The sequence below is a fragment of the Paenibacillus gansuensis genome (assembly GCF_042684925.1).
Taxonomy (GTDB): Bacteria; Bacillota; Bacilli; order Paenibacillales; family DY6; genus Paenibacillus_N; species Paenibacillus_N gansuensis.
The window spans coordinates 1-13,994 of the sequence record NZ_JBHUME010000016.1 but is presented as its reverse complement, the minus strand read 5'-3'; the positions used below and the strand labels follow the sequence as shown (position 1 = coordinate 13,994).

Annotated in this window: 14 protein-coding genes and 1 rRNA gene; 12 read left to right on the top strand and 3 right to left on the bottom strand. The window is 50.6% G+C overall.

Annotated features, from left to right (window positions below):
• Nucleotides 1-4 precede the first annotated feature (4 nt).
• On the top strand, nt 5-628 hold the full coding sequence (locus ACFSUF_RS22315; RefSeq protein ID WP_377606821.1) for a response regulator: 624 nt from the start codon (nt 5-7) through the stop codon (nt 626-628).
• Nucleotides 629-687: 59 nt separating this feature from the next.
• Here the strand turns inward: ACFSUF_RS22315 and ACFSUF_RS22310 are convergent, their stop codons facing one another.
• Nucleotides 688-1,056, bottom strand: a complete 369-nt coding sequence (locus ACFSUF_RS22310; RefSeq protein WP_377606792.1) for a hypothetical protein — start codon at nt 1,054-1,056, stop codon at nt 688-690.
• 232 nt (nt 1,057-1,288) lie between these two features.
• Here ACFSUF_RS22310 and zwf point away from each other — a divergent pair, with 232 nt between their 5' ends.
• The 7 genes from zwf to ACFSUF_RS22275 all read left to right on the top strand — a co-directional run bounded on the left by zwf (nt 1,289) and on the right by ACFSUF_RS22275 (nt 9,531).
• Nucleotides 1,289-2,842: a glucose-6-phosphate dehydrogenase gene (gene zwf, locus ACFSUF_RS22305; RefSeq protein WP_377606790.1), complete on the top strand. Its 1,554-nt coding sequence runs from the start codon at nt 1,289-1,291 to the stop codon at nt 2,840-2,842.
• A gap of 149 nt (nt 2,843-2,991) precedes the next feature.
• Complete coding sequence (locus ACFSUF_RS22300) at nt 2,992-3,462, top strand: hypothetical protein (protein ID WP_377606788.1); 471 nt, start codon at nt 2,992-2,994, stop codon at nt 3,460-3,462.
• 244 nt (nt 3,463-3,706) lie between these two features.
• On the top strand, nt 3,707-5,290 hold the full coding sequence (locus tag ACFSUF_RS22295; RefSeq protein WP_377606786.1) for a peptide chain release factor 3: 1,584 nt from the start codon (nt 3,707-3,709) through the stop codon (nt 5,288-5,290).
• A gap of 170 nt (nt 5,291-5,460) precedes the next feature.
• Entirely contained in the window at nt 5,461-6,519 is a 1,059-nt protein-coding gene (locus ACFSUF_RS22290; protein WP_377606784.1) for a LacI family DNA-binding transcriptional regulator, read from the top strand.
• A 32-nt stretch (nt 6,520-6,551) separates the two neighbouring features.
• The gene (locus ACFSUF_RS22285; protein WP_377606782.1) at nt 6,552-7,715 is read left to right on the top strand and encodes a Gfo/Idh/MocA family protein; all 1,164 of its coding nucleotides are present in this window, start codon (nt 6,552-6,554) and stop codon (nt 7,713-7,715) included.
• A gap of 49 nt (nt 7,716-7,764) precedes the next feature.
• The gene (locus tag ACFSUF_RS22280; RefSeq protein WP_377606780.1) at nt 7,765-8,388 is read left to right on the top strand and encodes a ThuA domain-containing protein; all 624 of its coding nucleotides are present in this window, start codon (nt 7,765-7,767) and stop codon (nt 8,386-8,388) included.
• A 39-nt stretch (nt 8,389-8,427) separates the two neighbouring features.
• The gene (locus ACFSUF_RS22275) at nt 8,428-9,531 is read left to right on the top strand and encodes a Gfo/Idh/MocA family protein (protein ID WP_377606778.1); all 1,104 of its coding nucleotides are present in this window, start codon (nt 8,428-8,430) and stop codon (nt 9,529-9,531) included.
• A gap of 55 nt (nt 9,532-9,586) precedes the next feature.
• Here ACFSUF_RS22275 and sspI read toward each other — a convergent pair whose 3' ends face one another.
• Complete coding sequence (gene sspI / locus ACFSUF_RS22270; RefSeq protein ID WP_377606776.1) at nt 9,587-9,814, bottom strand: small acid-soluble spore protein SspI; 228 nt, start codon at nt 9,812-9,814, stop codon at nt 9,587-9,589.
• A 144-nt stretch (nt 9,815-9,958) separates the two neighbouring features.
• Between sspI and ACFSUF_RS22265 the strand changes: the two genes are divergently transcribed.
• The 3 genes from ACFSUF_RS22265 (at nt 9,959) to yunB (ending at nt 12,363) form a co-directional block, all read left to right on the top strand.
• Nucleotides 9,959-10,750 (top strand): TrmH family RNA methyltransferase, encoded by a 792-nt coding sequence (locus ACFSUF_RS22265; protein WP_377606819.1) that lies wholly within the window; start codon nt 9,959-9,961, stop codon nt 10,748-10,750.
• A gap of 146 nt (nt 10,751-10,896) precedes the next feature.
• Nucleotides 10,897-11,463: a hypothetical protein gene (locus ACFSUF_RS22260; RefSeq protein WP_377606774.1), complete on the top strand. Its 567-nt coding sequence runs from the start codon at nt 10,897-10,899 to the stop codon at nt 11,461-11,463.
• Between the two features lie 93 nt (nt 11,464-11,556).
• Nucleotides 11,557-12,363 (top strand): sporulation protein YunB, encoded by an 807-nt coding sequence (yunB, locus tag ACFSUF_RS22255; RefSeq protein ID WP_377606772.1) that lies wholly within the window; start codon nt 11,557-11,559, stop codon nt 12,361-12,363.
• A gap of 3 nt (nt 12,364-12,366) precedes the next feature.
• Here the strand turns inward: yunB and ACFSUF_RS22250 are convergent, their stop codons facing one another.
• A complete protein-coding gene (locus tag ACFSUF_RS22250; protein ID WP_377606770.1) occupies nt 12,367-13,428 on the bottom strand; it encodes a M23 family metallopeptidase in 1,062 nt (353 codons plus the stop codon).
• Between the two features lie 506 nt (nt 13,429-13,934).
• On the opposite strand from ACFSUF_RS22250, the gene ACFSUF_RS22245 reads away from it, so the two are divergent.
• Nucleotides 13,935-13,994 (top strand): 16S ribosomal RNA (locus tag ACFSUF_RS22245); the annotation flags it as partial.

Here is a 13,994-nt window from a genome sequence, read left to right as displayed (position 1 = left end):
AGTTATGCTGGTGGATGACCATGAGATGGTTAGGATCGGGCTGGCGGCAGTGCTGTCAACCGAGGACGGCATCGAAGTGGTCGGCGAAGCCAGCAACGGGGCCGACGGGATTCGTCTGGCCGAGGAGTTCAGGCCGGATGTGGTATTAATGGATCTGGTTATGGACGGGATGGACGGTATCGAAACCACACGGAAGCTGCTTCAGATACATCCTGATTGCAAAGTCATTGTTCTAACCAGTTTTCTTGATGATGAGAAGATGTACCCAGTCATTGAAGCGGGGGCATTCAGCTATCTGCTGAAAACTTCACGCGCAACTGAAATTGCGCAGGCGATTCACGCGGCTGCGCGCGGACAATCCATTTTGGAGTCCCAGGTGGCCTCCAAAATCATGAACCGCTTCCGTCAGCCGAAGGCGGAGGCCGCACCGCATGAACAGCTTACGGAGCGCGAGATGGAAGTGCTTCGGCTGTTGTCTAAGGGCAAGTCCAATCAGGAAGTGGCCGATGAATTGTTCATCGGCATAAAAACGGTAAAGTTTCATGTCACTAACGTCCTTGCCAAACTAGGTGTAGAGGACCGCACGCAGGCAGCCATCTACGCGTTCAAGAATGGGTTGGCGGAATAGCCGCCGCTAAAGTAAGAGATTCCGCAGTCAGGCGGAATCTCTTTTTTTTGTCATGGTTTTTACAATAACAGGGCCAGCAAAAGGATAAGCTCCACATCTAAGAGCAAGGGGGGGCCGAAAAACGCGCGGGGACCGGGATATCCAAATCCTTCCCGTAAACGGGAATCCGACACTTCGCCTGAAGCGCTCTCTGAAGACAGTCCAGCTTTGCGGGTCTTTTTGGATACGTTAGCCTGTTTTTTGCCGTTAGGATGTTTCTCGACGGTTGTTGATCGATGATTTTCTTCCGTTTCATTCAAAATCAGCTTCCCGTTATGCACTCTGCTCAGAATGCCGACATGACGCGTACCGTCCTTTAAAACAGCGCACACCAGCTGACCTGAGAAGGGAAGAACCGCGTCTTTGGTAATGGGGTAAATAGGATACATGCGGTTACACCTCCTGTTTTTTGTACACAATATTCACTAGACGTTTGTTCCGTATGGACACACGCCCGGTAACAGCCGCCTATTTTTGGGTAAAGATTCTGGTGCGGAAAATTATCAAATATTTTTATAGAAGCGATATGTTATCTGGAATAGCGCTTCATTTTCGAATGTGCTACACTACTCAACATAGGCGAGAAATCGCATCAAATTACATAGGAAAGAATGATGATCGATGACGAATACGCATAACGACTTAACTATAGCGGCAAATGCATGTTTTCTGATCTTCGGAGCAACCGGTGATTTGGCGCGCCGGAAACTGTTTCCCGCCTTATACAGCCTTTACCGGGAAGGCAAGCTGGAAGAGGATTTTGCAGTTGTAGGCATTGCCAGAAGGGCCCGCACGAATGAAGAGTTCCGGGAGGATTTGTATCAATCCATTCAGGAATTTTGCCGTTACAAAGCGGATCGGGATGACCAATGGGAACGGTTCGCTCAACATTTTGAATATAAATCCCTCGACAGCTCGAATGTACTTGGCTTCCATGAACTGCGCGAGTTGACGAATCAACTGGATGTGAAATTTAATATACCGGGCAACCGTTTGTTCTACCTGGCCCTGGGGCCTGAGCTTTTCGGCAGCGTATCGCAGAATCTCCGTTCCGGCGGCTTGCTGGATTCTCCAGGCTGGCATCGCCTGATTATAGAGAAACCGTTCGGCTACGATTTGAAATCGGCCGAAACGTTGAATGCGCAAATCCATGAAGTGTTTAAAGAAGATGAGATCTACCGTATTGACCACTATCTCGGCAAAGAGATGGTGCAGAACATTGAAGCGATCCGCTTTGCCAATGCGTTCTTTGAACCGTTATGGAACAACAAGCATATTGCTAACATTCAAATTACGCTTAGCGAAACTGTAGGCGTGGAAGAGCGCGGAGGCTATTACGATAAATCCGGGGCGCTGAGGGATATGGGGCAGAACCATATGCTGCAGATGGTAACGATGATTGCCATGGAACCTCCAAGCCGGATGCTCCCTGAAGATATCCGGGACGAGAAGGTAAAAGTACTGCGCTCGCTGCGCGGATACTCTTCTTCCGAGGAAGTCCGCAACCATGTGATCCGTGGTCAGTACAGCCATGGCTCGCATAAAGGCAAGGACCTTCCTGCATACCGGGAAGAGGATTCGGTGAATCCGAGTTCCACGACGGAGACTTATTTTGCCGCGAAAGTGTATGTGGATAATTTCCGTTGGGCCGGCGTTCCTTTCTATGTGAGAACAGGGAAAAGGCTCCCCGTAAAGACAACGGAAATCGTAGTTGAATTCAAGAATGTGCCGGAGAATGTGTATTTCGCCAAGAAAAGTGTTCTTCAACCGAACCTGCTGGTCATTCGAGTCAACCCGATGGAGGGCATCTTCATCAAGATTAACACAAAGAGATCCGGCTCCGAGAGTGTTATCATTCCGATTGCTATGGAGTTCTGCCAAAGCTGTGAGATCGGTCATAACACGCCTGAAGCTTATGAGCGGCTGATTAACGATGCGGCCCGGGGGGATTCCACCTATTTCACCCGTTGGGATGAAGTCGCATTAGCTTGGTCCTTCGTTGACAGGATTGCTAAGGCATGGTCTGAAGACGCTTCGGACCTGCACCATTATCCTGCGGGATCCTGGGGTCCTGATCAGGCTAACAACTTGCTCGCTGACGACGGGTTCAAATGGTGGCCGGTTAACGGCCAAGACGAAGATGACGTGATTTGGATATCTAATAAACAAGGATAAAGTATCGGCCGGCCCTCTGTCATGAGAGCCGGTCGTTTTCTTTATAAGGGGGGAAGAGAGGATGGGTTGAACCGTCTCAGCGAAAACCCATACCATCTTGGCCAGAAAGGCATACAATGTAGAAATTTTAACAACAGGGATGATTCCGCATGAAAAAGTCTAAGCGAACGACAGCCCGGCGCAAGGCCGGCAAGAGAGCGGTTGTTAGAGCCTCCGGAAGGCCCCCTATCCAGTGGCCGGATTTTCTTGGGCCTGCTCCGCCGATGTTGGGGGCTGTTCAAGAAGGCACGTTCCTTCCGCCAGCCTGGTCTTCTTTCTTCACAATGACCCCTCAGTCCCTTGCCCAAGCCCAGACACCGAAGCCGGCGGCCCCCGCCTCTACGGCTCCACCGCCGATTCCATCGATTCCCCAGGCTCAGGCGCAGGGTGATTTTAACGCGCTGTGGAAGCAAATGGGCGGATTGGACGGCATGATCAAAAACTTAGAAAAAATGCAGAAAATCTACAAAATGTCCCAAACGTTCTCCCCCGTGCTGAAGCTCTTTACGAAGTCCGCACAGCCGGGGAGTGCGATGGCTGAACATCGTAGAAGAGGGCCAGTTCCGAAGAAATGGCCATAGTGCCGAAAGAGGCATCTATAGTAAGGAGCCGCAACTGAACCGGTTGGGGCTCTTTTTTTCTAAAAATGAAGCTTAGAACCTCGAATAGAAAGAAAGACTGGAAAGAAGTGCAGGTTTCTGTGCAAGGTAACCGAAAAACAGCTATAATAGAAGTTGCGATTTCAGGCACAACCGTCTAAATGGACGAATTTCATAGATCGAACAGGAATACTAACGATTTAAGATGAAGGGAATAGGATAGACCATGAGTAAAGGCTTAGCGCAGGAATTACAGAGTGAAGTCCAGAAACGGCGGACGTTCGCTATTATATCTCACCCCGATGCGGGGAAAACGACTCTTACGGAGAAGCTGCTTCTGTTCGGAGGAGCGATTCGTTTAGCAGGTACAGTTAAAGGCCGTAAGGCTAGCCGACATGCTACCTCCGACTGGATGGAGATTGAGAAGCAGAGGGGGATTTCGGTTACTTCCTCCGTCATGCAGTTTGATTATGAAGGGCACAAGGTGAACATTCTGGATACGCCGGGTCACCAGGATTTCTCCGAGGATACGTACCGTACGCTTACGGCAGCAGACAGCGCAGTCATGCTGATCGACGTCGCCAAAGGGGTCGAGGCCCAAACGAAAAAGCTGTTCCAGGTATGCCGCAAGCGTGGGATTCCGATCTTCACATTCATTAACAAGCTCGACCGTGAAGGACAGAATCCGTTTGATCTGCTTGAGGAGCTGGAGCAGGTGCTCGGTATCCGGTCCTACCCGATGAATTGGCCGATCGGGATGGGGAAAGAGTTGTGCGGAGTGTATGACCGCCACAAAACCCAAGTGGAACTGTTCCAGGGCGATGATCACACGACAATCAGCGTACGCAAAGTTTCGGGTTATGAAGATCCGATTATCAAAGAGATGGCCGGGGACTATTTTTATAACCAGCTTCAGCAGGATCTCGAACTTCTCGATGTAGCGGGCGAGGAATACGACTTCGAGAAGATCGCAAGCGGAGAGCTCACCCCCGTTTTCTTCGGCAGTGCTATCAATAACTTTGGCGTACAAACGTTTCTTGAGAATTTTCTGGAACTGGCGCCGTCGCCGACTCCGCGGAACAGCAGCGCAGGAGAAGTGGAGCCTACGGAGGAGAAGTTCTCGGGTTATGTTTTTAAAATCCAAGCCAATATGAACCCTGCGCATCGCGACCGCCTCGCGTTCCTGCGGATCTGCTCCGGGAAGTTTGAGCGCGGGATGGCAGTCAAGCATGTGCGCGCAGGCAAGGAAATCAAGCTGGCACAGCCTCAGCAGTTCCTTGCCCAAGACCGTGATATTGTGGACACTGCTTATCCGGGTGACATTATCGGTCTGTTCGATCCGGGCATCTTCCGAATCGGGGATACGCTTGTGCAGGGCGGCAATTTTGTATTCGATGAGCTGCCGACGTTCTCTCCCGAAATTTTTGCCAAAGTGATTGTGAAAAATGCCCTGAAGCATAAACAGTACCAAAAGGGAATCGATCAGCTGACGGAAGAGGGAACGGTTCAGGTATTCAAAACTATCGGGTTTGAAGACACCCTGCTCGGCGTTGTCGGCCAGCTGCAATTTGAAGTGTTCGAATACCGTATGAAGGCGGAATATGGCGTTGAAATTCAACTGCAGCGGATGCCTTTCCAATTCGCGCGCTGGATTGTGGACGAGAAGATCGACCCGTCGAAGTTCCGTATTAATTCTCAGTTGGTTAAAGACAAGAACGACAACTATGTGGCCCTGTTCGAGAATGAGTATGCGATGCGTACAGCAGTGGAAAAGAATCCGACCGCTGCATTCTTAGAAACGGCGCCTTAAGCGATATTCTGTTAGTACAAGAAAAGCTGCTCCGGAGGAAGACCGGGGCAGCTTTATTTTTATTGAGTCAAAAAGGGCATTGACAAGAAAAGGGTTTCAAGCGAAAATGTACACGTGTACATTTTGTTTTCATCAAGCTATTTAATTCATCTCTAGTGTAACTCAAAGGCATGGAAATCGGAGGGCTTGTCATTAACAGAAAAGAAGTGGCTAAACTGGCTGGCGTCTCGGAAGCCACGGTGTCGAGGGTGCTTAACAACGTCGGACCGATCGCGGACAGAACACGCCAGCGGGTGCTTGAAGCGGCCAGGCAGCTGAATTATCATCCCAGCGCCATCGCGCAGAGCTTCGTGAAACGGAAGAGCGGTAATATCGGCGTGATCCTTCCCTATGTTCCGAAAGTACATATTTTCTCTACTTATTATTTTTCGGAAATTCTCAGCGGGATCGGCGAGCAGGTGAAGCGGAATGGTTATGATCTGCTGCTGCTGTTTCTGACGCCGGAGGAGGAGCTGAATTATGCCCAATACTTCCAGAAGCAAAAGATTGATGCCTGCATCATCCTTGGTGCACGGGATGTTCCCCAGGAACGGAAAGCTCTGCTTGAACTGGAGCGGGGCGGTTATCCGTTTTGCCTTGTAAATCAGCGTTTCGAGGGCTGCCGATATTATGGCGTTGACGCGGACCATGTGACTGGAAGCTATGAAGCCGTGAGGCATCTTGCCGAGCAGGGCGCAAAGGATATCGCGTTTGTCAATGGACCGATGATGTACTCGAACAGTGCCGATAGGCTGGAAGGGTACAGGCGGGCATTGGAGGAAGCGGGATTGCCTTATCGTCCTGAGAGGGTGTTTGAGGGGAATTACAGCAGAAAAAGCGGATATTCCTTATCAGCATCTTTAACGCTGCAAGGCAGCCGCCCGGATGCAGTATTCGCCGCTAACGACAGGATGGCGATCGGACTGTTGCAGGGATGGAAGGAGAAGGGATTAGAGGCGGGCCGGGATATAGCCTTGGCCGGGTATGATGATTCGGATGCGGCCAAGTTGACCGGACCTCCGTTAACGTCAGTAGATGTGCCCTTCTTCGAGATGGGCGGGAGAGCCGTGGAACATCTGATCAGGCAAATGCAAGCGCATTCGGAAAGTATTGCGGGAGAACCGTTTTATGAAATTCTGCCAACACGCCTGATGGTTCGGCCTTCTTCTAAGTTCAACCCGCGGAAATGATGGATGAAAACCACTCATGAGGAGGAAATTAGATGGCTAATAACGTACGAATCGGCATGATCGGCTATAAATTTATGGGTAAGGCTCACAGCAATGCATACCGTTCTTTACCTATGTTCTTCCCGCAAACGGCAAAACCCGTAATGAAGGCGATCTGCGGACGTGATCCCGAAGGCGTAACTTCTGCAGCGGAACAGTTCGGCTGGGAGAGCAGTGAAACCGACTGGCGCAGGCTGATAGAACGGGATGATATCGACCTGATCGATATCAATGCCCCGAGCAATGCGCACAAAGAGATTGCGATCGCCGCAGCAAAGGCGGGCAAGCATTTGTTCTGCGAGAAGCCGCTGGCCCTTACGCTTGCGGATTCCCGCGAAATGCTCGCAGCTGCCGAGGAGGCGGGCGTAAAGCATATGGTAGGCTTTAACTACCGCTTTGCACCAGCCGTACAGCTGGCCAAGAAACTGGTCGCCGAAGGCCGGCTCGGGGACATCTACCACTTCCGCGCCTGGTTTCTCCAGGATTGGATCGTGGATCCGGAGTTCCCGCTCGTTTGGCGGCTTGATAAAGAGGTCGCGGGCTCCGGGTCTCACGGTGACCTGGGTGCGCATCTGATTGACTTGGCGCACTTCCTTGTCGGAGATATGGAAGAAGTCATCGGCATGAGCGAGACGTTCATAAAGGAACGACCTATCGCTTCTTCCATGACAGGGCTGAGCGCCAAAGGTGCAAGCGATGCGCCCAAAGGGCAGGTCACCGTGGACGACGCTACGCTGTTTCTCACACGCTTCGCTTCCGGCGCGCTTGGCAGTTTTGAAGCGACCCGGTTTGCTCCCGGCCACCGCTGCACGAATTCGTTCGAAATTAACGGCAGCAAAGGCAGCGTGAAATTCGATTTCGAGCGGATGAACGAGCTGCAGGTGTATTTCACGGATGACGATGCGGATGTGCAAGGGTTCCGCAGGGTACTTGCAACCGATCCATCCCATGCTTATGCGGATGCCTGGTGGCCGCCGGGCCATACCATCGGTTACGAACACACTTTTATTCATGAAGTGGTGGAACTGCTGGAAGCAGTGGGCAGCGGACGCCAGCCTTCGCCGAATTTCCATGACGGCGTAAAGTGCCAAGCCGTACTTGAGGCCGTGGACCGTTCCATTGAACAAAGACGCTGGGTAAGAGTAGACGAAATGTAGCACGTGTTCGAGATGATTAATTATAGCAGGTGGAACAGGAGGAACGGGATTGCGTAAAGCGCTGATCGTACAAGGAGGCTGGGATGGACACCAGCCTAAAGAGGTGGCCGGGATTTTGGGCGGCCTGTTGAAGGAAGAATCGTTTGAAGTGGAAATTTCCGATACGCTGGACAGCCTGAAAGATGAAGAAAAGCTGAAAGCGCTGGATCTCATTGTTCCTGTGTGGACAATGGGGGCGATTACTCAAGAGCAGCTGAACCCGCTGCTTTCTGCCGTCAAACACGGAACAGGCATCGCCGGATGCCATGGCGGAATGGGTGATTCCTTCCGGAATGAAACGGAATATCAGTATATGGTCGGCGGGCAATGGGTGGCTCATCCCGGGAATGACGGGGTTCGATATGAAGTAAACATCACGGACCCGGAGCATCCGTTGACAAGCGGGATCGAGGATTTCATCGTTGTATCCGAACAGTATTACATGCATGTCGATCCGGGCAATGAAGTGCTCGCCACCACCAATTTCGGTCAGGTAAAAATGCCTGTAGTGTGGACCAAGCGGTACGGGGAAGGCAAAGTATACTATTGTTCGCTTGGACACCAGGCCAATATTGTTGAAATGCCGCAGGTGCTTGAGTTGATGCGTCGGGGCATGGTATGGGCAGCGAAATAGCAGGGTATCGTTCATAAGAAGAGGAGCGGGAGATAAAGCATGGATAAAGTGAAAGTGGGCATTATCGGCTGCGGAAATATCAGCAGCATCTATTTTAAGAACTGTAAGCAGTATGAAAATCTTGATCTGATTGCTTGTGCCGACCTTGATAAATCAAGAGCTGAGGCAAGGGCCGAAGAATTTCAAATTCCCCAGGCCTACAGCGTTGATGAACTTCTCGCGGACCCTGATATTGAAATTGTTATTAATTTGACAATTCCTGCTGCGCATGCGGAGATCAGCTTAAAAGCATTGGAGGCCGGCAAACATGTTTATGTGGAAAAGCCTCTGGCCGTTACCCGGGAGGAAGGGCAAGCCGTGCTGGCTTTGGCAGCTGCCAAAGGGCTGCGTGTAGCGTCTGCGCCGGAAACCTTTATGGGCGGAGGGATTCAAACATGCCGTAAGCTGATCGAGGACGGCTGGATCGGCCGGCCTGTTTCGGCAACCGGTTTCATGATGTGCGGCGGGCATGAGAGCTGGCATCCGGACCCGGCTTTTTATTACCATGTTGGCGGCGGACCTATGTTTGATATGGGCCCTTATTATTTGACTGCTTTTGTCACCTTGCTTGGACCGATCAGACGTGTAACTGGCTCGGCGGTTATCACTCATGCAGAACGGACGATTACAAGCAAACCCAAATACGGCCAGAAGATTACGGTACAAACGCCTACTCATCTTTCGGGAGTGATTGATTTTGCCTCGGGAGCGGTAGGTACCCTGATTACCTCGTTCGATGTCCCCGCCGGATGCGGGCTCCCTAATATTGAAATTTACGGTACGGAAGGAACCTTGCGTGTCCCTGACCCGAACAGTTTCGGCGGGAAAGTTCAAATTCGCAGAACCGGCTCACAGGAATGGAGCGAAATCCCGTTGACACACGGATTCACGGACAACAACCGGGGAATCGGAGTCGCCGATATGGCCTATGCGATCCGCAGCGGACGCAATCACCGGGCTAACGGGGAGATGGCCTATCACGTCCTGGAGGCGATGCACGGCTTCCACGATGCTTCTGCGGAAGGAAGACATTACAACATGCAGAGCAGCTGCGAGAAGCCTTTGGCAATTCCTATGGGAAACGGTCTTGAGGTGCTGCGCTAAGCAGATGAATCGGCAAATAACCTTACTCCGCGTGAGTAAGGTTATTTATTTGCCTTTATTTATGGGCGGCCGCCGTAGCGGGCAAATGCTGTTGAAGGATGCCGACAAGTTCATTTTGCTTTTCTTGGCCGCAGTTTTTCCAAATGGTTTCAAACAATACTCCCAGACCCGGCAGTGCACGTTCATCCGCATCTACGGAGTTCTCGATCATATCGAAAATTTCTTCGTCGGGCTTGTTCTGCACTTTTTGCATAATGGCTTGCCTTAGGGTAATTAGAATCATAACCAAAACCTCCGTAATCTGTTATCTCTCTTTTACTATGCGCACTTGTGGCGGCATTTATCCGTTTTCCTCCGGTTCGAACACAGGGAAGGCGGTCATGCTATAATGGAGGGTATAAATTATGTGAAAAAGGAAGCAGACGAGATGGAAATTACTTCAGTACATAATCCGCGCGTAAAGCAGTGGGCTCAACTATTGGATCGAAAAGGAAGAATGGCGCAGGGCAAATTTCTCATTGAAGGGACGCATCTTGTGCTGGAAGCCCTTAAATCTCAGGAGGAACTGGAGTGTGTAGTTTTCTCGCTGGACAAAGGAATTCCGGGGGAATTGACCGAATATGCCGGACAACGGACGGAGTGGCTGGGCGCATCGGATGCCGTTATTGCCAAATGTACGGACGCCAAAACACCGCAGCCTGTATTTGCCGTAGTCCGTAAACCTGCCGCAGATGATGCTGCTTGGCTGCAGGATCCTCAAGCTTTGGTCGTAGTGGTGGACGGTGTACAGGATCCCGGGAACTTGGGGACTATTATCCGTTCGGCCGATGCGGTAGGCGCTTCCGGCGTTGTCCTTGGCAAAGGCACTGTAGATTTGTTTAATCCGAAGACAGTCCGCTCAACGATGGGATCGCTCTTTCATTTGCCTATTGTGGAGGCGGATCTTACCGAACTTCTGCCAAAGGCGGAAGATGCCGGCGCGAAAGTGATCGGAACCAGCCTGCAGGCGGACAAAAACTGTTACGAACACAACTTTACCACAGCATCCTGGATCGTTCTGGGAAACGAATCGGCCGGGGTAAGCCCGGAGACCGAAGCTTTTGTGACGGACCGGTTGATTATCCCGATGCGGGGACAATCGGAATCGCTGAATGTGGCAATGGCTGCTACCGTTTTGTTATATGAGGCGCTGCGGCAGCGGGAATATTATCAAAGGTAAACGGAGATGGTTCACCGATCAAGGATCGGGCGGAGAGTTTTTAGTATGGAGCTCTTCCGGCTTACGTGAGCAGACAAACTTCCAAATTCATGCCATACTGATGATAATGGATTTCCTACAATAAATTGCAGGGAGGCTGCGAAGTAATGAATAATGCACTGGATACCGTAATCCAAAAACTGAATGCACGAAACGAAAATCAGCCATTGTCGCCAAAGCAAATATGGAACGAGGAATTGGACCGCGAAATTGCCGGGCTCCCCTTAGGAAAAGATAAAGCTTCAATTACACTGAAAGCAGGACTTCACTTGCTGAACGACAGTCTGGACCGCTCTCACGCTTATGCGCAGCAGATTGAGGACACTGCAACGGGTGCCTATTGGCATGGGATTATGCACAGGATGGAAGGCGACTATTGGAACGGGAAGTACTGGTTCCGTCAGGCAGGTTCGCATCCCGTTTTTCAAAAGGTGAGAGATCGCGTCGCCCCTCTGCTGCTTAATGAAGAACTCGAGTTGCTGCATGATGACAGCATCAAACAACTGCTGCAACTTCTCGCCGGTTCCGTTGCATGGAATGCCTCAGCGTTCAGCGATGCTGTGGAAGCTTTGGAGCAAGGCGGCGGGACTCAGACGGAGCGGAATCTGCTGGAGCGGGTCCAAGCGGTGGAGCTGGAAGAACTCTTTAACTATACTTTGCAACAAATCGCATAAACCGGAGCTGCCGTGCCAACGGCGGCTTCTTCTTTTTCCGGGGAAAACAGCATAGATATGGAGGTAGACAGGGCAGACAGGGGGTGCGCATGCTTGCAGCGCAGAAAACGTTGGAGAAGCAGGACCGTGAAACCGGGGAGCCGGAGAAAAGTGTTTTTCATAACCTTGGTCATCATGTTTTTCTTTTCTCTGCAGACGTTCATTTTTATTGAGAAAAATTTGAGGCCCCCGTTAATGAACGTTGCCAAGATCCGCGTGAAGCAAATGGCCACCCAGGCGATCAACGAGGCGATCTCCAATCAGATATCCCAAGGGCAGGATACCCAGAAGCTCATTGACTGGAAGACGGATTCCAACGGCAAAATCACGGGCTTTATGCTGAATTACGCTGAACATATGAGAATTACCTCGGAAACGATCGGGGTTGTGCGCAGCCTTTTAGATGACATGAAGGATATTCCGGAAAAAATACCTGTGGGGCAGGCGCTGAATAGTGCAATCTTAGCCTCTTTCGGGCCCGATATCCCTGTAAAGCTGGTTCCGGCGGGTTCCGTGAAGGTGGACTTGAATACAAGGCAGCAGGATGCCGGGATCAATATGATATTGGTGGAGGTATATATCCGTATTATTGCTGAGGTCGCTATTATTATCCCGTTTGATACGGAGCCTGAGCTGGTCGAAACCGAAATCCCCATTTCATATTTGCTCGTGGTGGGCGATGTGCCTATGTATTATTACGATAACAAAGGGAATCCCGTAGGGAATTCGGCTTCCGGCGCTCCAAGCTTATCTTTGCCTAACCTGCAGATGAGCCCGGGATCCAGCCCTTCCTCCACCGATGAAACAAAAGAAGGCGAAGCCGCGGGTAACGGATCCTCGCCTCCACCTGAAGGTCAATAATAGTTAATGAGACTTATTTGTCGTTCTCTCGCTGCGTTCCCACCGTTTTAAAAGAGGATATGGATCAAACGACCATTCGGTAAGCCCGTTATCCCTGTAAACTCCATAATGTAAATGGGGAGGGAACTTGCCGGATGTGCCGGGCTTTCCGTATCCGGAGGAACCGACCCAGCCTATCACTTGGCCTGGAGTCAGCAGATCGCCTTCCTTCAGGTTTTTATCAAAACCCTGCAAATGGGCGTAATAATGATAAATATTATCCGTATCCCTTATGCCTATACGCCAGCCTCCATAGGGATTCCAGCCTTTGTTTTCAACAATTCCGTAGCATGTGCTTCTTACAGGAACTCCATAGCCGGCGAAAATATCCGTACCCTCATGAATCCGATAGCCTCCCCAGCTGCGGCCTGCGCCCCAAGTGCTCCGAAAGGAATACCGGGATCTAACGGGAACCGGAAAAGCATGCTGGCTGAGATCCAGTGTATTTCTGGCGGCATATATTTTGGCGAATTGCTCGATGCGTTCAATACTTCGTGAATTTTGATAATGCTCCCATAAAGCGATTCTCAGGTCATCCTCTTTATTGCCGTAAGCAAGGATATGGGACGCCATACTGTATAATACGTCTGCATCGTTAGTCAGATCGGCTTTTCCGTCGCCGGAACCGTCACGGCCGTACCCGCCAAAGAAAGAGATAGAGCTGACGTTCCTGTCCAGTTCATCCGGATTCATCATGCCGACCCATTCCAGCGGGGTGAAATAGATGCCGATAAGGCCCTCGCGAGGGGGTCTTTTTTTCGGTCGTGCAATGCTTAGCGTTCGTTCGTATTGATCGATAGCAGCCAGGTAGAACCATGGAATACCCGTTAGGGTACTGATTTTGTGGAAAAGATCTTTACGTTGAGCGTATGGATTTTCATCAGATGAAACTTTATTTTCAATAGATGCCGAGGGGGCGGCCAGAGCTGCAGAGGCAGTTGGACTCTGGTTCCAGAGCAGGGGCAAAGCCAATGCGGCTATCAGGCACCGCCCGGCAGTACGCATCTGACGCTTGAATAAGTGCATATGGCTACCTCCAGATCGAAAAGGCTTGTATTAGGTAGGGTATACAACACGAACCTAATTATTCTGCACCTGTCGAAATGGGTCGAAATTCCTTGTTGCTATTTAAGTGCGTGCGTGATATATTATGAGTCCGGCCTTGAACGAGCCATGAAATTCCGGACTTAGTAATGTAACAATGCATACTTGGAAGGAATTAGCGCTTGCGGGATGGTCGAATGTATGATAAGATATTTTCTTGTGACTGACTGATTTCAATAAAGAAGCTGAAGCTACTGGAAGAAATTACAGGTTGCATGAGTGAATGAGAATATGATATGATCTAATTCCTGTCGCTGATAAACAAGCGGTGGTGAATAAGACAGTTTGATCTTTGAAAACTGAACATCGAGCGAATAAGCAGTCACATGACAGTGACTTTAATAAACAAGTCAGCTAGTGCTGAAACGAAGACCCTTGCATGAGGGTCGGAGGCTTCAGCCGGATTGAGCAAGTCAAACGAACTTACTTTTATGGAGAGTTTGATCCTGGCTCAGGACGAACGCTGGCGGCGTGCCTAATACATGCAA